At 57.7% G+C, this 19086-nt stretch carries 20 protein-coding genes; 15 read left to right on the top strand and 5 right to left on the bottom strand.

Annotated features, from left to right (window positions below; all coding sequences use genetic code 11):
- Positions 1 to 5: 5 nt before the first annotated feature.
- On the bottom strand, positions 6 to 695 hold the full coding sequence (locus ABWQ15_RS10530; RefSeq protein ID WP_353908732.1) for an LrgB family protein: 690 nt from the start codon (positions 693 to 695) through the stop codon (positions 6 to 8).
- The gene (locus tag ABWQ15_RS10525; protein ID WP_353908731.1) at positions 692 to 1054 is read right to left on the bottom strand and encodes a CidA/LrgA family protein; all 363 of its coding nucleotides are present in this window, start codon (positions 1052 to 1054) and stop codon (positions 692 to 694) included. Before ABWQ15_RS10525 ends, ABWQ15_RS10530 begins: the two co-directional genes overlap by 4 nt.
- Positions 1055 to 1346: 292 nt before the next feature.
- Here ABWQ15_RS10525 and ABWQ15_RS10520 point away from each other — a divergent pair, with 292 nt between their 5' ends.
- The 9 genes from ABWQ15_RS10520 to aroQ all read left to right on the top strand — a co-directional run bounded on the left by ABWQ15_RS10520 (position 1347) and on the right by aroQ (position 10332).
- Positions 1347 to 1913: a zinc dependent phospholipase C family protein gene (locus ABWQ15_RS10520; protein WP_353908730.1), complete on the top strand. Its 567-nt coding sequence runs from the start codon at positions 1347 to 1349 to the stop codon at positions 1911 to 1913.
- A gap of 305 nt (positions 1914 to 2218) precedes the next feature.
- The gene (gene aroF / locus ABWQ15_RS10515) at positions 2219 to 3232 is read left to right on the top strand and encodes a 3-deoxy-7-phosphoheptulonate synthase (protein WP_353908729.1); all 1014 of its coding nucleotides are present in this window, start codon (positions 2219 to 2221) and stop codon (positions 3230 to 3232) included.
- Between the two features lie 4 nt (positions 3233 to 3236).
- Positions 3237 to 4073: a prephenate dehydrogenase gene (locus tag ABWQ15_RS10510; RefSeq protein WP_353908728.1), complete on the top strand. Its 837-nt coding sequence runs from the start codon at positions 3237 to 3239 to the stop codon at positions 4071 to 4073.
- Between the two features lie 80 nt (positions 4074 to 4153).
- Positions 4154 to 5227 carry a 3-dehydroquinate synthase gene (aroB, locus tag ABWQ15_RS10505; RefSeq protein WP_353908727.1) on the top strand — a complete coding sequence of 358 codons (1074 nt, stop codon included), beginning with the start codon at positions 4154 to 4156 and terminating at the stop codon, positions 5225 to 5227.
- Positions 5227 to 6456 (top strand): 3-phosphoshikimate 1-carboxyvinyltransferase, encoded by a 1230-nt coding sequence (locus ABWQ15_RS10500; protein ID WP_353908726.1) that lies wholly within the window; start codon positions 5227 to 5229, stop codon positions 6454 to 6456. Before aroB ends, ABWQ15_RS10500 begins: the two co-directional genes overlap by 1 nt.
- Positions 6446 to 7525 (top strand): chorismate synthase, encoded by a 1080-nt coding sequence (gene aroC / locus ABWQ15_RS10495; protein WP_353908725.1) that lies wholly within the window; start codon positions 6446 to 6448, stop codon positions 7523 to 7525. The genes ABWQ15_RS10500 and aroC overlap by 11 nt, the downstream gene beginning before the upstream one ends.
- Before the next feature lie 15 nt (positions 7526 to 7540).
- Positions 7541 to 8677, top strand: a complete 1137-nt coding sequence (locus ABWQ15_RS10490; protein WP_353908724.1) for a bifunctional chorismate mutase/prephenate dehydratase — start codon at positions 7541 to 7543, stop codon at positions 8675 to 8677.
- Positions 8678 to 8681: 4 nt separating this feature from the next.
- Positions 8682 to 9935 carry a shikimate kinase gene (locus ABWQ15_RS10485; RefSeq protein ID WP_353908723.1) on the top strand — a complete coding sequence of 418 codons (1254 nt, stop codon included), beginning with the start codon at positions 8682 to 8684 and terminating at the stop codon, positions 9933 to 9935.
- Positions 9907 to 10332, top strand: coding sequence for a type II 3-dehydroquinate dehydratase (aroQ, locus tag ABWQ15_RS10480; protein WP_353908722.1), 426 nt, complete (start codon positions 9907 to 9909; stop codon positions 10330 to 10332). The genes ABWQ15_RS10485 and aroQ overlap by 29 nt, the downstream gene beginning before the upstream one ends.
- A gap of 295 nt (positions 10333 to 10627) precedes the next feature.
- Here the strand turns inward: aroQ and ABWQ15_RS10475 are convergent, their stop codons facing one another.
- From ABWQ15_RS10475 to ABWQ15_RS10465, 3 genes are all read right to left on the bottom strand, one after another.
- Positions 10628 to 12382: a carbon starvation CstA family protein gene (locus ABWQ15_RS10475; protein ID WP_353908721.1), complete on the bottom strand. Its 1755-nt coding sequence runs from the start codon at positions 12380 to 12382 to the stop codon at positions 10628 to 10630.
- Between the two features lie 16 nt (positions 12383 to 12398).
- Positions 12399 to 12920, bottom strand: coding sequence for a DUF8052 family protein (locus ABWQ15_RS10470; protein WP_353908720.1), 522 nt, complete (start codon positions 12918 to 12920; stop codon positions 12399 to 12401).
- A gap of 378 nt (positions 12921 to 13298) precedes the next feature.
- Positions 13299 to 13982, bottom strand: coding sequence for a FadR/GntR family transcriptional regulator (locus ABWQ15_RS10465; protein ID WP_353908719.1), 684 nt, complete (start codon positions 13980 to 13982; stop codon positions 13299 to 13301).
- A gap of 209 nt (positions 13983 to 14191) precedes the next feature.
- Between ABWQ15_RS10465 and ABWQ15_RS10460 the strand changes: the two genes are divergently transcribed.
- From ABWQ15_RS10460 to ABWQ15_RS10435, 6 genes are all read left to right on the top strand, one after another.
- Positions 14192 to 14881 carry a hypothetical protein gene (locus ABWQ15_RS10460; protein ID WP_353908718.1) on the top strand — a complete coding sequence of 230 codons (690 nt, stop codon included), beginning with the start codon at positions 14192 to 14194 and terminating at the stop codon, positions 14879 to 14881.
- 30 nt (positions 14882 to 14911) lie between these two features.
- Positions 14912 to 15133, top strand: a complete 222-nt coding sequence (locus ABWQ15_RS10455) for a 4Fe-4S dicluster domain-containing protein (RefSeq protein ID WP_502919121.1) — start codon at positions 14912 to 14914, stop codon at positions 15131 to 15133.
- A 19-nt stretch (positions 15134 to 15152) separates the two neighbouring features.
- Positions 15153 to 16223, top strand: coding sequence for a 3-methyl-2-oxobutanoate dehydrogenase subunit VorB (locus tag ABWQ15_RS10450; RefSeq protein ID WP_353908716.1), 1071 nt, complete (start codon positions 15153 to 15155; stop codon positions 16221 to 16223).
- A 1-nt stretch (position 16224) separates the two neighbouring features.
- The gene (locus tag ABWQ15_RS10445) at positions 16225 to 16974 is read left to right on the top strand and encodes a thiamine pyrophosphate-dependent enzyme (protein WP_353908715.1); all 750 of its coding nucleotides are present in this window, start codon (positions 16225 to 16227) and stop codon (positions 16972 to 16974) included.
- Position 16975: 1 nt separating this feature from the next.
- Positions 16976 to 17512 (top strand): 2-oxoacid:ferredoxin oxidoreductase subunit gamma family protein, encoded by a 537-nt coding sequence (locus ABWQ15_RS10440; protein WP_353908714.1) that lies wholly within the window; start codon positions 16976 to 16978, stop codon positions 17510 to 17512.
- 443 nt (positions 17513 to 17955) lie between these two features.
- On the top strand, positions 17956 to 19041 hold the full coding sequence (locus tag ABWQ15_RS10435) for a branched-chain amino acid aminotransferase (RefSeq protein ID WP_353908713.1): 1086 nt from the start codon (positions 17956 to 17958) through the stop codon (positions 19039 to 19041).
- The last annotated feature ends 45 nt before the right edge of the window (positions 19042 to 19086 follow it).

Genomic DNA, 19086 nt, shown 5'->3' with positions numbered 1-19086 from the left:
TGTCTTCAGGGCAGCAGATCGAACAGCAGGGACAAAAGGGACGTGATCAGACCGCACAGGCCGATGGCAAGACCGCTCATGGCTCCCTCCGTCTCCCCCAGCTCCAGGGCCTTGGCGGTGCCCATGGCGTGGCTGCACGCGCCGATACCCAACCCCGCCGCCAGTGGTTCCCGAATGCGGAACAGCCGAATCATCAGCGGCGCACAAAGGTTCCCCACAATTCCGGTAAAGCACACCGCGGCCACCGCAACAGAGACGATACCGCCGTGTCCTCCCGCCACCGCTGCAGCAATGGGGGTCGTGACGGATTTCGGCAGCAGGGACATGGTCATCTCCCGATCCAGACCGAACAGGCGGCACAGGCCATATACGCAACCGATGGAAGTAACCACTCCCGTCGTACACCCCACAACCACCGGCAGCCAATACTTTTTCAGCAGGTCGATCTTTGAATAGATGGACACAGCGAGACAAGCTGTGGCGGGACCCAGGAACAGATTGATCAGGCTCCCGCCCGCATAATAATTTTCATAGGGAATGCGGAAAGTCACCAACGTCAAAATCACCAGCGCCACAGCGATCAGCATCCCGTTGCAAATCACTTTGTTCACTTTTTTCTGGATGGCCATTCCGATCCAGTAGGCCACGATGGTCAGCGTTACGCCGAAGAGCGGAGAAGCAGTCAGCTCTGTCATTTCCGGTTCCTCCTGTCGATCAGCCTCATGGTCAGCTGGACAGCCCAGGCGGTAACGGCGAAGGTTATCACCATGCTGACCACGCAGATCACCAAAAATGCCGTACCGTTTCTGAGAAAAATTTCCTTATACTGAATAATTCCCGTCGTGGCAGGGATAAAGAAAAAGGGCAGGTTTCCCAGCAGAAAATCGGACTTCTCCCGCACATGATCCACCTTTACCACCCGAATCAGCAGTAAAATCAACAGTATAATCAACGCAATGACGCTGGAGGGGAAGGTGAAGGGCAGTAGCTTTTCGATATACATGCTGACCCAGCACAGGCCGAACAGGATGCCCACCTGTTTCAATATTTTCATAGGAACCGACCTTTCTCTTTTTAGTGATTGCAGTGCTTCCATTTTACGGTCGATTTCATGGGAATGTCAATCAAAACCCGGTCCACTCTCTCATTTTCAGCGGAAGGCACAGAGCCCTTCCGCCCCAGCAGAGATGCTCTGTACTGTTTGACGCAGTCAAAAAATTGCGGCTCACCGAATTTCATACTTTTTTTACACTTTAGCGCTTGCAATACAAGCGGCGACCATGCTATAGTAAAAGCAATTTTAGGAAGCGCGGCATTTCCGTGCTATCCCAAGTTGGAGGTGCACTTTGCAAAAGCGCAGTCATAAGCTCCTGGCTTCCAGGCTGCTCGAGGCTCAGAACGGTTTTCAATGCAGACGTTTTGAGTTTGCTTTCCTGTTCGGTTCCTTTCAGCCGGACTGCAACCCCCTCTCCTATCTAAAGGGTTCCATCCGCAGCTATAAATTTCGCGGACATAATTATACAAATTCCGACCAGTATATTGCCTGCCGCATCGGTCGTCTCCAGCACCGGGAAAAGGGATGGACCTGCTGGCAGTATTACACTCTGGGAAAGCTCACCCACTATCTGGCAGATGCATTTACCTATCCGCACAATGAAAACTACCCCGATTCTCTGATGGATCACCGGCGGTATGAGAACGCGCTACGGGAATACCTCAGCTCCTATCTGGAGATCTGGGGCCTGAGCCCCGCCCTCCCCGCCGGCGAGGATCTGATCGACAGCCTGCAGGACCTGCACCGGCAGTATATGGACGCTCAGGCGGACATGCGCCGGGATGTGCGGTATATCATTGAAGCCACCTCGCTGCTGATGAACGGCGTTCTTGTGGCACCGGCTTTGGCTGAAGCTTGATGAATCCGTCAAATTTCGTGTAATATTTTTTTGATTGTTTGGCTGTTTTCCCTCTGTTCTTTTTGCGCATGCTATGATATGATTTCAGTAATTTAAAGTATGATAAGGAGACATTTGATGTCCACTTTCACTTTTGCAGCTGAATACCGTTACTTTAGCTTTACCTATTATTTTGGTAAGGCTTATTTCGGTTGGGCTGAAAACGAGTGTATGTGCGACTGACATTGTCAGGAATATCCGTACATGACGACCCGCAGCCAACCGGCTGCGGGTCTTTTTTATACCAATTTTAGGAGGAAGCCGTCATGATCGTCATTCTCAAGAGCAATCCCAACCGTGAACAGCTGGAAAGCCTTATCAGCTGGCTTCAGGAAAAGGGCATCATCATCCATACCAGCATCGGCCAGTCTCACACCATTCTAGGGCTGGTAGGAGACACCTCTCAGCTGGACATTGACCTGATCGCCGCGCTTGACATTGTGGACGACGTCAAGCGGGTGCAGGAACCTTATAAAAATGCAAACCGCAAGTTTCATCCGGAAGACACCGTGGTCAAGGTCCGGGACACCCAGATCGGCGGCGGCACGCTGACGATCATGGCAGGTCCCTGCTCCGTGGAGAGCGAGGAGCAGGTGGTCGGCATCGCCAAAGCCGTGAAGGCCAGCGGCGCCACCATGCTTCGGGGCGGTGCGTTCAAGCCCCGCACCTCCCCCTACTCCTTTCAGGGGCTGGGCGCTCAGGGCCTTGAATTTTTGAAGGTTGCCCGGGAGGAGACGGGTCTTCCCATTGTCTCCGAGCTGATGGACATCTCCCAAATTCCCCTGTTCAGCGACGTGGACGTCATTCAGATTGGCGCACGGAATATGCAGAATTTCAATCTTCTCAAGGAGGTCGGCAAGCTGAACAAGCCCGTCATGATTAAGCGTGGCATGTCCGCCACCTATGAGGAATGGCTTATGAGCGCCGAATACGTCATGGCCAGCGGAAATCAGGACGTAATTCTCTGCGAGCGGGGTATCCGGACCTTCGAGACCTATACCCGCAACACCCTGGATCTGGCCTGCATTCCCGTCCTGCGCAAGCTCTCCCACCTGCCCATCATTATCGACCCCAGCCACGCCACCGGCAAGAGCTGGCTTGTGGACCCGCTGGCCGTTGGCGCCGTGGCCACCGGAGCAGACGGTCTTTTGATCGAGGTCCACAACGACCCGGCCCATGCTCTTTGCGACGGGGCTCAGTCCCTGAAGCCGGAGGCCTTTGATGTGCTGTCCAGGAAGCTGCACAAGATGCACGGCTTTCTGTCTGGACTGGAGGAGTGAGCAGATGAACATTGGAATCATCGGCCTCGGCCTGATCGGCGGATCTATGGCAAAGAGTGTGAAGGCCCGCACGGCTCACATGGTATGGGGGCTGGACACGGACCCCGAGACTATGACTCTGGCCCGTCTGTGTGGTGCCGTCGATGGGACGCTGACAGATGAAAAGCTCTCTCAGTGCGATCTGATCCTGGCCGCCGTCCGTCCCGGCGCGGCGGTGGAATGGGTGGAGACCAACGCGGAAAAGATCGCAAAGTCCGCCATCGTGGTAGACCTGTGCGGCGTGAAACGGTCCGTGGTCGGCAGAATCGCTCCCATCGCGGAGAAACACGGCTTCGCCTATATCGGCGGCCACCCTATGGCAGGACTGGAGCGTGGCGGCTTTGTGAATTCCTCAGACCGTCTGTATGACGGCGCTTCCATGATCCTGACGCCGGACAGGCGCACGGATATACAGCTGCTGGAAACGCTGAAAGCCTTTTTTCTGGACATCGGCTTCGCCAGCCTTACCTTCTCCGATCCTGACGAACACGACCGCATTATCGCCTATACCTCCCAACTGGCGCACATTTCCTCCAGTGCCTATGTAAAGTCCCCTGAGGCGCAGAAGCGCCGGGGTTTCTCCGCCGGAAGCTTTCGAGATATGACGCGGGTGGCCCGGATGGACGAGTCCATGTGGACGGAGCTGTTTCTGGACAACGCGGATTATCTCACGGAGGAACTGGATATTCTAATCGGGCACCTGAACGAATACCTTGGCGCTTTGCAAAACCGCGACGCGGCGAAGCTGCGCAGTCTCTTGAAAGAGGGCCGGGATCTGAAGGCCTCTGTCGGCGGCAGTTGAGTGAGCGGGACGGGACATGCGTGGCAAGTTCCATATCTCGCTATGGTCCGCCAATACAATCTGAACTACGGGAGGATGCTATGGCAAACACCATTCAAACCATACCGATCAAAACGCAGCCGGAATACGCCGTGTCCATTGCCCCCGGCCTGTTGGACCGCTGCGGGGGGCTGATCGCATCGGCGCTGGCCCCCTGCCGCGCCGCTGTGATAACAGACAGCAATGTGGCAGGCCTGTACCTGCTTCAGGTGGAAGACAGTCTTCGCGCGGCCGGCTTTGCTGTCTGTGTTTACATCTTCCCCGCCGGGGAGAAAAGCAAAAATCTCTCCACCCTTTCTCAGGTACTGGAGTTTCTGGCACAGGAGCAGCTCACCCGCAGCGACTGCGTGGTGGCGCTGGGCGGCGGCGTATGCGGCGACATGGCGGGCTTTGCCGCCGGCTGTTATCTGCGGGGCGTCCGATACGTCCAACTCCCCACCACTCTGCTCTCTGCGGTGGACTCCTCCGTGGGCGGAAAGACTGCCGTGGATCTGCGGTACGGAAAAAATCTGGCGGGACTGTTTCTTCAGCCCTCCGCCGTGGTGTGCGACACGGACTGTCTGAAAACCCTTCCTCCGCTGGAACGGGCAAACGGCGCCGCCGAAGCCATCAAGACCGGCGTTCTCTCCGACGAAGGGCTGTTTACTCTGTTTGATACGGACGATCTGACCGCAGACCTCGGCGAGATCGTTGCCCGGTGCATCGCGTTCAAGGGTTCCGTGGTGGAGCGGGACGAGCTGGACAACGGTCTGCGCCGGACGCTGAATCTGGGACATACCGCCGGACATGCCATTGAAAAATGCAGCGGCTACACCATCCATCACGGTCATGCCGTTGCGGCGGGTCTTTCGATCATTGTCCGGGCGGCCGAGGCTCTTGGCTGGACGGAGGAGCCCTGCGCCAAGCGAATTTGCGCGGTGCTCCGGCGAAATAGCTTACCCACCGGAACGGAGTATTCCCCCCAGACGCTTGCCAGTGCGGCGCTGGCGGACAAAAAGCGCCGGGGCGACGAGATCGCTCTTGTGATTCCCCGGAAAATTGGCAAGTGCGAGATGAAAACCGTCCCCGTGGGGGAGCTGGCGTCCATCTTTGCCGCCGGGTGGGAGGACCGCTGATGGATATGCGCATCAATCCCAGACCCCTCAGCGGCACGGTCACTCCGCCCCCCAGCAAATCCATGGCCCACCGGCTGCTGATCGCCGCCGCGCTGGCAGATGGCGTCAGCACCGTCCGCAATGTGGCGCTGTCTCAGGATATTGAGGCCACGCTGCGGTGCGTCACGGCTCTGGGCTGCCACTGGGAACAGCCCAAATCGGACGTCGTCCGTGTCCAGGGCATCGGTGGGAAATTGGCGGACCGGGGAGGCGAATTGCCCCATTTTGACTGCGGCGAGTCCGGCTCCACCCTCCGTTTCCTGATCCCCATCGCTCTGGCGGCGGCGGGCGGCGGTGTATTCACCGGACGAGGCCGCCTGATGGAGCGGCCCCAAAAGCCGTACTTCGACCTGTTTGACGAAATGGGCATTTTTTATGAGCTTCAGGGCAACACGCTGACCGTGCGGGGCTCTCTTCCCTGCGGAGAATACCGGCTTCCCGGCAACGTATCCAGCCAGTTTTTTACCGGGCTCCTGTTCGCGCTGCCTCTGCTGGGTAGGGACAGCACCGTTGTCAGCACCACGGCTTTGGAGTCCTCGGACTATCTGTCCATGACGGTCAAGGCGCTGCGCACTGCCGGGGTTTCGGTATCGTTCCAGCCGGAGCGGCGGCGCTGTCGGGTTTCTTCCGCATATTTCAAACCCTTTGACGCTGCGGTGGAGACCGACTGGTCCCAAGCCGCGTTCTGGTACGCCGCCAACTTCCTGGGCGGCGACCTCCGGATCGGCGGTCTGAACCCGCTCTCCTCTCAGGGCGACAGGGCCGTTATAAAATACGCTCAGATCCTATCCCGGTCCGGCGACGCGGAGATCAACGTCTCCGGCTGCCCCGATCTGGTCCCGCCGCTGGCAGTGATGGCGGCGGTGCGGCAGGGAACCACATATCTGACCAACGCCGCCCGTCTCCGGCTGAAGGAGAGCGACCGGCTGAAAACCACCGCCGCCATGGTGAACGCTCTGGGCGGCCGGGCGGTGGAGGGGACGGACAGTCTGACCGTCCACGGCGTCCCCCGACTCACCGGAGGCACGGTGGACGGGGCCAACGACCACCGCATCGTGATGGCGGCGGCCATCGCCGCCGCCGGATGCTCCGGGCTTGTTACAATTCTGGGCGCGGAGGCGGTCAATAAATCCTACCCCTTGTTTTTCAAGAACTATTTGGCTTTAGGAGGTGACGTAAGTGGCGTCTGAATTTGGAAATCATTTGCGCATCAGCATTTTCGGTCAGTCCCATGGCGCCGCCATCGGCGTTGTGGCGGACGGCTTGCCCGCCGGGGAGTCCGTCAACATGGATGAACTGGCCCGTTTCATGGCCCGCCGCCGTCCGGGAAAGGACTCGTTCTCCACTCCGCGGCAGGAGGCCGATATGCCCGCTTTCCTCTCGGGCTTGCAGGACAATGTGACCTGCGGCGCTCCTCTGTGCGCGGTCATTGAAAACCGGGATCAGCACTCCGCGGACTATACATCTCTTGCGGATACCCCCCGTCCCGGCCACGCGGACTATACCGCCTGGGTCAAGTGGGGCGGCAAGGCGGACATGCGAGGCGGCGGACATTTTTCGGGCCGTCTCACCGCGCCGCTGTGCGTGATCGGCGGGATCGCCAAGCAGATCCTGGCACGGAGGGGCGTTTACGTGGGCGCGCATCTTTTATCCGTGGAGAAAGAGTCGGACGTTCCCTTTCCCTCCTGGCCCATGTCAGCTCTCTTTGAGGACGTAGCCGCGAAGTCTTTTCCGGTTCTGGACGACGCCTGCGGACAACGGATGAGGGGGGCCATCCTATCCGCTGCTCAGGCAGGCGACTCCGTGGGCGGCGTGGTGGAGTGTGCGGCCATCGGCCTGCCCGCCGGACTGGGAGATCCCATATTCGACGGAATGGAAAGCCGTCTGGCGGCGGTCCTGTTTGGCATCCCCGCCATGAAGGGGCTGGAGTTTGGGGCGGGATTCGAGTCCGCGAAGCTCCGGGGCAGCGTCAACAACGATCCCTTCTGCATCCGCAACGGGCGCATTGAGACCACCCGGAACCGCTGCGGCGGCATTTTGGGCGGCATCACCAACGGCATGCCGCTGACTCTGCGGGCGGCGTTCAAGCCCACGCCCTCTATCGCAAGGCCCCAGCAGACCGTGCGCCTGAGCCGCATGGTGGAGACGGAGTTGGTCGTCTCGGGCCGGCACGACCCCTGCATCGCCCACCGGGCTGTTCCGGTGGTAGAGGCGGCGGTGGCCACGGTGCTGCTGGATATTCTTTTGGAGCAAGATTAAAAGGAGGCCCACAAAATGGAACTTTCTGAGATTCGCAAAAAAATCGACTTAGTGGACGAGGAGCTGTTGAAGCTTTTTCTTCAGCGTATGGCTCTTTCGGAGGATGTTGCCGCCGCCAAGAGCGCACAGGGACTGCCCATCTCCAACCGTGGGCGGGAGCGGGAGATTCTGGCAAAGGTAACAGCGGAGGCCGGAGACAAGGAGCGCTACGCCTATCACCTGTTTGCCACACTGTTCCAACTCTCCCGGGCGCGGCAGGCGGAGCTGATCAACGCGCCTACGCAAGTGGCAGCACAGGTGCGCGCCTCTCTCGCCGCTGGGAATGAGGTCTTCCCCCAGACGGGCCTTGTCGCCTGTCAGGGTATGGAGGGTGCCAACTCCCAGGTCGCCTGCGACAGGCTGCTGCCCCGGGGGAACATTGTCTATGTGAAAAGCTTTGAGGCGGTGGTCTCCGCCGTGCAGTCGGGCCTTTGCAAGTTTGGGGTGCTGCCCATTGAAAACAGCTCCAACGGCTCGGTCCGCGCGGTATACGATCTGCTTCAGCGCCAACGTCTGTCCATCGTGCGCAGCACCCGCCTTTGCATCCGCCACGAGCTGCTGGGTCTCCCCGGCGCGAAGCTGGAGGAGTTGGCGGAAGTCTACTCCCACCCCCAGGCCATCGGCCAGTGCGGACTTTTTCTGGACAGTCTTTCCGGCGTACGGGTAATTCCCTGCGACAACACGGCCACCGCGTCCAAAATGGTCTCCGAGCGGAAGGACCCCCACATCGCAGCCCTGTCCTCTCACCCCTGCGCAGAACTGTATGGCCTGCGCGTTTTGAAGGAGGACGTGCAGGACAGTGACAACAATTATACCCGCTTCATCTGCATCACGAAGGACCCCGCCATCTACGCCGGCGCCAGCCGCATCAACCTCGTTATCGCCTGCGACAACAAGCCCGGCGCGCTGTATGACATTCTCTCCAAGCCTGCGGCACTGGGCATAAACATGACCAAGCTGGAGAGCTGCCCCGTCACCGGCCGGAACTTTGAGTTCATCTTCTTCATTGAACTGGAAGCCTCTGTGCAGGATCCGGGTGTTTTGCCCATGCTGGAGGAGATGGAGCGCAGCTGCCAGAGCTTCCACTTCCTGGGCAACTACGCGGAAGTGTGATCCTATGCCGGAGAAGATTTACGGTTTGCTGGGCCGCAAGCTGGGCCACAGCTGGTCCGTTCCCATCCACGCTGCTGCAGGCAATCAGGCCTATCGCCTGATTGAGCTGGAGCCGGAGGAACTCCCTGCGTTTTTGACCCGGCCCGACATCGGCGGGCTGAACGTCACCATTCCCTATAAGCGGGACGTGATGCCCCTGTGTGACGTGATCGATCCCGACGCACAGTCCATCGGCAGCGTGAACACGCTGGTCCGCCGTGCGGATGGGAAGCTCTGCGCCTGGAACACAGATGTCTCCGGTTTTTTTTACATGGCCCGCCGGGCAGGCGTGGAGCTGCGCGGGCGTAAAGTGGTGATTCTTGGCAGCGGCGGCACCTCCCTCACCGCTCAGGCGGCGGCCCGGGCCTGCGGCGCGCGGGAAATCGTGGTGGTTTCCCGCCGCGGAGCGAACAGCTACGAAAATCTGGGCCGTCACGCCGACGCGGAGATCGTGGTGAACACCACGCCGGTGGGCATGTATCCCCTCGCCGGCGAATCCGTGGTTGACCTGGCCAGGTTCCCCGTCTGCCAAGGTGTGCTGGACGTGGTGTACAATCCCCGGCGGACCGCGCTACTGCTTCAGGCGGAGGCACGGGACCTCCCTTGTTCCGACGGCCTGCCCATGCTGGTGTTTCAGGCCACCGCCGCAGAGGAATACTTCTTTGGCCGGAAAATTGACCCCGCTAAAAATCAGCGGATTCTGTCTCTTTTGCGCCGGGAGATGGAAAACATCGTTCTGATTGGCATGCCCGGCTGCGGTAAGTCCACGGTCGGCACCGCTCTGGCGGCTTTGACCGGTCGGGAGGCGGTGGATCTGGATGAGGAGATTGTAAAGGTGGCCGGAAAGTCCATTCCCGCTATTTTCGCGCAGGACGGCGAACCTGCCTTCCGGGCATTGGAGAGCAAACTGGCGGAGCAATTCGGCAGAGAGAGCAAAAAAATCCTGATCTGCGGCGGGGGAATCGTAAAAGACCCGCGGAACTACGACTTTCTCCATCAAAACGGCCGCATCTACCAGCTCTCGCGAAGTCTTGAAAAGCTCCCCACGGACGGCCGTCCCCTGTCACAGGGAGCAGACCTTGCCGCCATGGCGGCGGAGCGTGAGCCGCTGTACCGGCGGTTCCGGGACGCATTGAGCGACAACAACGGCGCACCGGCGGATACCGCCGATGCAATATGGAGGGATTTTTATGCGAATTCTGATTCTGAACGGACCTAACCTGAATATGCTGGGCATTCGCGAGCCTGAGATTTACGGCCACGAGACCTACGGTGATCTGTGCTCCATGCTTCAAAAGGAGGCGGACAGCCTCGGCGTATCCGTGGAATTTTTTCAGTCCAACCACGAGGGGGCATTGGTGGACGCCATCCAGAGCGCCTATGGCAAAATGGACGGAATAATCATCAACCCCGGCGCCTATACCCACACTAGCGTCGCCCTGCTGGACGCGGTGAAGGCTGTGGGGATTCCCACGATAGAAGTTCACATCTCCGACCCGGACACCCGGGAGGCATTCCGGAAAATCTCCTATATCCGCGCCGCATGCGTCAAAACCGTCAAAGGCCACGGCCTGCCCGGCTATGCCGAGGCGCTGCGGTTCCTCTGTGGAAAATAAGCAGCAGAGGACTTCTTCTGCATACAGAAAAACCCGCTGACGGATTGTCTGGCGGAGTTAAAAAATGAACCAGGCGGAACTCGGCACGAAGCCGGGTTCCGCCTATTTAGCGGTGCCTTTTGACCCAGGTGTGGATTTGTTCGTATCAGGGGAAATAATATTGAGGCGGCTTCAGGGTTCGCCTCCATGGGTGAAGTCCGCTTTTTAACGCAGCGCAAAAGGATAAAGAAGTCCGCCCCGTCATAAACCGGGGCGGACTTGCTGACAGCGGTAATTGGGTAACGATTGGGGTGAATTACTTTCTGGTCTCAGTGGGCTTCTTGCTGGACAGAGTCCTGAAGCCCTCTATCACCAGCACGATAGCCAGAATGAACAGCACCGCGGAGAAGACGACCTGCAGGACGTCGGCGCCTACGCTCTGAGACCCGGCCATCAGAGAACCCAGCTTGGTCTTGAAGGTGATAACCAGAGAGGTCAAGGTAGCAAGCAGCATAAAGACCATGGGAATATAGAACATCTTGTTGTTCTTACCCACATTGCCCAGCCATGCGGCACAGGCCAGCAGCGCCAGAGCAGCCAGCAGCTGGTTGGCAGCGCCGAACAGCGGCCAAATCTTGGTATAGCCGCCGCTCATCAGGATGCCGCCAAGAATAACCGTAATGACGGTGGAAATAAACGGATTGGAGATGAACTTCTTGAAACCGGTGAGGTTTTTGACATCCTCGCCCTCATCCACGAAGAACTCCTGCAGCATATAGCGGGCCAGACGAGTGGCGGTATCCAGAGAGGTCAGGCAGAACGCGGAAACAGACAAAATCAGCACAGAATACATCACGTCATAGGGCAGGCCGATCTTGGTCAGCATGTAGGCGACGCCGGTGGCAAACACAGCGGTGGGGGAGGCGGCGGCAGCGCCGTCGGCAGTCATCAGCATACCACTGCCGGCCAGAGTCAGAGAGCTGCCCACGGAAGCCAGCGCATCGCTGTTGGCAAACAGAACACCCATGCAGATCAGAGAGATAACGGCCAGGCCGCACTCGATCAGCATACCGCCGTAGCCGATAGCCATGGCATCTTTCTCGTTATCCAGCTGCTTTGCAGTCGTGCCGGAACCCACCAGAGAGTGGAAGCCGGAGATAGCGCCGCAGGCGACCGTGATGAACAGGACGGGGAACAGCTGGCTGTTGCCGTTGATACCGCCAAAGCCGGTGGTGGCAGGCAGCGCCATGGAAGGATGGGCAACAATGATGCCGACGAACGCCAGAACAATCATGCCATACAGCAGGAAAGAGTTCAGGTAGTCACGGGGCTGCAGCAAAATCCACACAGGCGTGACAGAGGCCACCAAAATGTATGCCAGAACAAAGAAATCCCAGAAGGTCTTGCTCATGTAAACGGGGAAGTTGTAACCCAGAACGATGCACAGGACCAGAGCGGCAACACCGATCACTGTGGATACGCCCAAAGGCGCGTTGCGGCGATAGACAAAGAAGCCGAACAGGACAGCCAACACAATAAACAGCATGGAGATGCAAGCAGTGCGGCCATTGGCGACGTTCATGGTATCGGAGCCGGCCGGGCCGCTGGCAAAGGTGCCGACCACGATGGAACCGAAAGCGGCGACCACCAGCAGCAGGGTCAAATAAGCGAACACCAGAAACAGCTTCTTGCCTCTGCGGCCGATGTTGACCTCGATCACGTGGCCGATGGACTTGCCTTCGTGACGGATAGAGGAAAACAGGGCAGCGAAGTCATGAGTGGCGCCGAAGAAAACGCCGCCGACCAGGATCCACAGCAGGACGGGAAGCCAGCCGAAAACGGCCGCCTGAATAGGGCCGTTGATAGGGCCGGCACCGGCGATGGATGCGAAGTGGTGGCCCAGCAGGACGGGTGCCTTCGCGGGGCAGTAGTCAAGGCCATCGGACATGGTGTGGGCCGGGGTCTCACGAGAGGGATCAACACCCCATTCCTTTGCCAGCCACTTGCCATAGAACAAGTAGCCGCAAACGAGAACAACGAAGCTGATCAGCAGGATAACCAATGAGTTCATACAGTACTCTCCCTTCTTACTTTGCCTTTGATTGGAAATTTTGCTCAACATTTTTGCGTACTTCCTTGCCGGCTGGATTGCTGAGGAAGGTCATGCTTGAAGTCTCCATTGCCGCTACGCGATACTCCATCCAGCCATGGAGTGTCAGCCAAAAGTTTTTTCGGTACCGATACCGCTTGAGGGCCCTTTTTGCATCCTCATCAATATGGTCCGCCAAAATTATGAGTGTCACATAGGAGAACATGTGCTCGCCGTGAGGAGTCACCTTTTTGCCGCCTGCCTCCCTGGAGAGTTCAATCTCTTTTTGCAGCGTGGCAAGATCCAGACGCTCCGTCAGGTAAAAGTAAACGTATTCGTGCTGCTCTGATGCGTAGATGGTATGGGCGCGGGTGGCCACGTAGTTCTCCTCGCGGAAATGGTAACTCGCCGCCGCAGGAAAGGAGCCGCCTTCCACCTTCACGTCCCGCTCCACATCAAAATAATGCGCGTAAGCTTTCAGCAGTTTTTCAAGCTTCTCCTGCAATTGGTTGTTTTCCATATCATCTGCCTTATCTTGTCAGCATCTTGTCAGCCGACAGCTATTCTTTACTTCATCTTAACGGTTTGGACACACGGATTTCAGTTTTTATTATATACGCTCGTGTCGCATTTGTTAAGGGGTCTTTCTTAAATTTGTGTACAATTTGTGAATAAGGACTATGAAATTGTAGGAATCAGCAATGAATACATAAAAGCACTCGATTGTCTGTCCGCTTTTTAAATAATATTTTTTACATTTTTTGTTCAATTTGTTAATTATAATGCATTAATACGATTACGCAATCTTGCATTTTGAGCAGACAGCAGCGAGAGATGTCCAGCAGTCTTTTCTGTAAAAAAGAGGCGCGTCCATTTTCCGGACGCGCCTCAGTCTGTGTTACACCCTCAGCGTATGAATCAGATGCTTCATATGGATGCTCATGGCGTACCGCGCACCCGCGTCGTCCCGACGCAGCAGAAAATCCAGAATCATTCGGTTGTCCGCCAAGGCAATTTCCTGCATGAGCCGGCGGTTCTCCGAAATTTGCAGGATCTCGCTGACAGCGTCGTTGATGATCGGGTACAGGCGGCGCATGTATTCGTTGTGGGATGCCCGAATGATGCTGAGGTGAAAGTCCTGATCTGCGGCGGGCCAGTCGCCTCCGGTAGCGGCAGCCTGTTCCATCCGCTCCGCCTTCCGGCGGATCTGCTCCAACTCCTCGTCGCTGGCCCGTTCACAGGCAAGAGCCACCGTTGCCGGCTCAAAAATGAGCCGCATTTCAAACAGATCCTGCGCTCTGGCGCGTGACTTCAGATCAGTCAGCGTCGTCATATCCACTGGAAAATGGGGCAGCTCCTGGGCAACAAACGTGCCCTTGCCCCGTTTGATTTCCAAAACGCCCTGCGCCACCAGAAACGAAATTGCCTCCCGCAGCGTGGTGCGGCTGACGCCCAGCAGCTCGCTCAGCTCATTTTCGTTGGGCAGCTTACTGCCGCTCTCATAGCGATGCTCCTCCATGATCATATCCAGCAGCTGCTCTGCTGCCTGTTGCGACAGCTTGGCTTTTTTGGGTTCCTCCATTTTGTTCCTCCCCCGCGCCCATCCGGCGTGTTTCAACTTTTAATATTGTTTCCATTGTTATTATACATCTCAATCTATCAAAAACGAATCTGGCAAAAAGCACAAGAACATCTCTTGACATATGATGTCGAATAGGTTATACTGACATCATACAACGCATAATATAATAATACAACTCTTTTTTAAGATTTTGAAAGCGAGGGACCGCTTTGATTTTAACTGCTGATCAGGTCTGTTCCAACCGCGTCGTTCTTGTCTGCGGACACTATGGCACCGGAAAGACCGAGTTTGCTGTAAACTATGCATTGGCGCTGGCTCACACGGGCCATGCCACCATGCTGGCAGACGTGGATATTGTGAATCCTTACTTTCGCTCGCGGGAGCGGCGAAAGCTGATGGAGGATGCCGGCATCCGGGTAATTTCGTCCTCCCAAGCGTGCAGTGATGCGGATGTGCCCGCTCTGCCGGCGGAGCTTTTAACCATTTTGGAAAACCGCGATATCCGGGGAGTTATGGACGTGGGCGGAGATCCGGTGGGAGCCCGTGTGCTGGCCCGGTTTCAGCCCAAGATTATCCAGGAGGACTACAACCTCCTGTTCGTTCTCAACGCAAATCGCCCCGAGGTTCGGACAGTGGAGTCCGCCCTGCTCTATCTCAGAAGCATCGAGACCGTGACCGGTCTCTCCTGCGGCGGCATCGTAAACAATACCCACCTGTGCGGCGAAACCACGCCCCATGAAATTCAGAAGGGCGCAGAGCTGGCCGAGGCGGTCTCAAAGGAGGCCGGCATTCCTGTTGTGTGCCATTTGGCGGAGCGGCGTTTTACCGGTGAGGAGAGTCTCGCGGGCCTAAAGCTGTTTCCCATTGACATTTATATGAAAAAACCATGGGAACTGTAAGGGAAGTTTCTGATCAATGAAGGGAGGCAAATGAGTATCATGACAGCAAAGGTAACATTTGACCGGGATCGGTGCAAGGGCTGCGAGCTGTGCGTTTCCGTCTGTCCGAAGCACATCGTCGCCATCGACATGGAGTCCATCAACCGCAAGGGCTACCATCCCGCCGGTGTGACGGACATCGCATTGTGCATCGCCTGCGCCAGCTGCGCAAAAATCTGCCCCGATTCCATTATTACAGTTGAAAAATTCTGATAAAGGAGGTTGCGTTTTCGTGGAAAAGGAATTGTGGAAAGGCAATGAAGCCATTGCAGAGGCGGCGATTCGCGCCGGCTGCGACTGCTTCTTCGGTTATCCCATCACCCCGCAGAGCGAGGTTCCGGAGTATCTTTCATTACATATGCCCCAGCACGGCAAAGTTTTTGTTCAGGCCGAGTCCGAGGTGGCCGCCATCAACATGGTGTACGGCGCTGCGGGTTCCGGTATGCGGGCCATGACCTCCTCCTCTTCCCCCGGCGTATCCCTGAAGCAGGAGGGCATCACCTATCTTGCGGGCGCCGAACTGCCCGCCGTCATCGTCAACTGCATGCGCGGAGGCCCGGGCCTCGGCACCATTCAGCCTGCTCAGGGCGACTATTTCCAGGCCACCCGGGGCGGCGGCAACGGTGATTACCGCACCGTCGTCTTAGCTCCCGCCAACATTCAGGAGGCCGTGGACTTTGTCCAGGAGGCATTTGACATCGCCGACCAGTACCGCAATCCCGTGTTGGTGCTGGCGGACGGTCTGATCGGTCAGATGATGGAGCCCATTGAGTGGCACGACGTTTCCAAGCGCCAGCTGCCCGTCAAGGATTGGGCCGCCACCGGCCGTAAGGGCCGCGACCACCACAACATTATCAACTCTTTGTACATTGACCCCAACGAGTGCGATGATTTCAACTCCCATCTCGCAAAGAAATATCAGCTGATAAAAGAAAATGAGGTCCGGTGGGACACGAAGGAAACCGACGACGCCGAGCTGCTCATCACAGCTTACGGCACCCCCGCCCGGATCGTCCTTACGGCTTTGGAGCAGCTCCGCGCCGCGGGCATCAAGGCCGGGCTCTTCCGCCCCATCTCCCTGTGGCCCTTCCCGGAGAAGCCGCTGCACGACCTGGCGGGCCAGAGCCACATCAAAGCGATTCTGGACGTGGAAATGAGCATCGACGGTCAGATGATCGACGATGTGCGTTTGAGCGTGGAGGGGCAGAAGCCCATCAGCTATCTGGGTCACGCCGGCGGCGTGATTCCCACCGTGGAGGAAATGGTAGAAGCGGGCAAAAAGGCCCTGAAGGAGGCAGAGTAACATGGCAGTCGTATATCAGAAATCCAAAGGGCTGACGGACAACGAACTTCACTACTGCCCCGGCTGCAACCACGGTATCGTCCACAAGCTGGTGGCTGAATCTCTGGAAGAGCTGGGTCTGTTGGACGACGCCATCGGTGTATGCCCCGTGGGCTGCTCCGTGTTCGCCTATAACTACTTCAGCTGCGACATGCAGGAGGCTGCCCATGGCCGCGCTCCGGCCGTCGCCACCGGCATCAAACGCACCCACCCCACCCAGCCGGTGTTCACCTATCAGGGCGACGGTGATCTGGCCTCCATCGGCGCGGCCGAGATCGTCCACGCAGCCATGCGCGGTGAAAAATTCACCACCATTTTTATCAACAACGCCATTTACGGCATGACCGGCGGTCAGATGGCCCCCACTACCCTGATCGGACAGAAGGCCACTACCTGCCCCCTGGGCCGCACCCAGGAGCAGGCCGGTATGCCGATGCGCGTCTCCGAGCTGCTGAGTACGCTGGACGGCTGCGTATATGCCGAGCGCGTCTGCGTGACGGACGTCGCCAACCTGAACAAGGCCAAAAAGGCCATCAAGAAAGCGTTCCAGCTTCAGATGGAGGGCAAGGGCTTTACCTTTGTGGAGGTCCTGTCCACCTGCCCCACCAACTGGGGCATGACGCCGCTGAAGTCCATCGAGTGGCTGAAGGAGAATATGATACCCTATTATCCGCTCGGCGTCGTCAAGGATACCAGCGCGGAGGTGAAGTAAGATGAAAAAAGAAATCGTTATTTCCGGCTTTGGCGGTCAGGGCGGCCTTGCGATCGGCAAAAACCTGGCGGAAGCGGGCATGGCCGAGGGCTTGAACGTCACCTGGGCTCCGTCTTACGGTCCCGAGATGCGCGGCGGCACAGCAAACTGCTCCGTGGTCCTGTCCGACAAACCCGTGGGTTCTCCCGTTTTCAACCATCCCACCGAACTGATCGCCATGAACGAGCCCTCCCTTGAAAAGTTTGAGGCAGGCGTAGTCACTGGCGGAACTATCTTCGTAAACAGCTCCGTGGTCTCCGACAAGGTGTCCCGTCCGGACCTGACGGCGTATTACATCCCCTGCGCGGAAATTGCCGATGAGGTAGGCAACCCCAAGGTCGGCAACATGGTCATGCTGGGCGCTTATGTCGCCGCAACCAAGGTTTTGAAGTCCGAGACCATTGAGACCATGATCCACGAGATGTTCACCGGCTCCAAGGCAAAGCTGGTTCCCCTGAACATCGAGGCCTTCCGTCGCGGTATGGCCTGTATCCAATAATTTTAATTTCCCGAACCATAAACCGCCTGGTCGCCGGGTCCCCTCGGCGGCCAGGCAAGCCTCCTGTTCTTGCCTCGGTTTTCTTTCTGTGCATTTTAACGATTGACTTTCCCCCCCGAGGAGCGTATAAATAATTTAATATTCTAACGTGATGAACGGGAGTTGCCGTCAGGATCGCCGCTTCAGAGAGCTGCCGCATGGTGCGAGGCAGCGGACGCGGTCTGATTGGTCTGGCCCGGGAGCGGTCCGCCCAACGAGATTTTTCTCAGTAAGCGGCGACGGGTGCCTCCCGATAGCGGGGCAGTGCGCGAAAGCGTACAAAAGTGGCCGCATCTGCGGCAAAGAGAGTGGTACCACGGAAGTCTGGCTTTCGCCTCCCTGTTTACAGGGGCGCGGAGGCCTTTTGCTTTTATCTTTCAAAATAAAATAAGGGAGAGTTTTAAATGCTGAACATCAAAATCACGAAGACCACTTCCCCCAAGGCAAAGCCAACCGACGAGTCCAAGCTGGGTTTCGGAAAGACCTTTACCGACCATATGTTTATCATGGACTATACCGTGGGTCAAGGCTGGCACGATCCCCGCATCGTCCCTTATGCTCCCATCTCCCTTGACCCGTCCGCCGTGGTGTTCCATTATGCGCAGGAGTGCTTTGAGGGCATGAAGGCCTATCGCACCGCCGAAGACAAGATTCAGCTGTTCCGCCCAGACTGCAACGCCCGCCGTATGAACAATACCCAGGATCGTCTGTGCATCCCCGAGATTCCCGTGGAGGATTTTGTGCAGGCCGTGAAGACTCTGGTGGAAGTTGAGAAGGACTGGGTTCCCCATTCCGAGGGTTCGTCCCTGTACATCCGCCCCTTCACCATCGCCACCATGGCTCAGCTGGGCGTCCACGCCTCCTCCAGCTATCAGTTCATCATCATCTGCGCTCCCTCCGGAGCTTATTATGCAGCGGGCTTGGCCCCCATCGACATCTATGTCGAAGACACCTATGTCCGCGCCTGCCCCGGCGGCACTGGCTTCACCAAGTGCGGCGGCAACTACGCGGTCTCCCTGCTGGCCGGCAAGATCGCCGAGGAGAAGGGCTACAGTCAGGTACTGTGGCTGGACGGTGTGGAACGCAAATACGTCGAGGAAGTCGGCGCCATGAACATCTTCTTCAAGATCGACGGCAAGCTCTATACCGCCCTGGCCCAGGACAAGGACGGCACCGTGCTCCCCGGCGTTACCCGCCGCTCCATCATCGAGCTGCTGAAGGACTGGGGCTATGAGGTCGTCGAAGGCAAGCTGGCCATTGCCGACGTCATGAAGGCCTCCAAGGAAGGCAAGCTGGAAGAGATCTTCGGCACAGGCACCGCCGCCGTCGTATCTCCCGTGAAGCAGCTGGACTATGAGGACCAATCCGCCAAGATCGGCAGCGGCGAAATCGGTCCCCTGACCCAGAAGCTGTACGATACCCTCACCGGCATTCAGTGGGGCAAGCTCCCAGACACCAAGGGCTGGATTGTCCCCGTCTGCAACGGCTGATCTTTTCTCACGCGTGATTTTCGCCCCGTCCGGCTGCTTTGCAGC

The organism is Oscillibacter sp., assembly GCF_040505565.1.
In the GTDB taxonomy this organism is placed as follows: Bacteria; Bacillota; Clostridia; order Oscillospirales; family Oscillospiraceae; genus Oscillibacter.
Note: the sequence above shows the minus strand (reverse complement) of the source record. Positions and strands in the feature narration are given on the sequence as shown.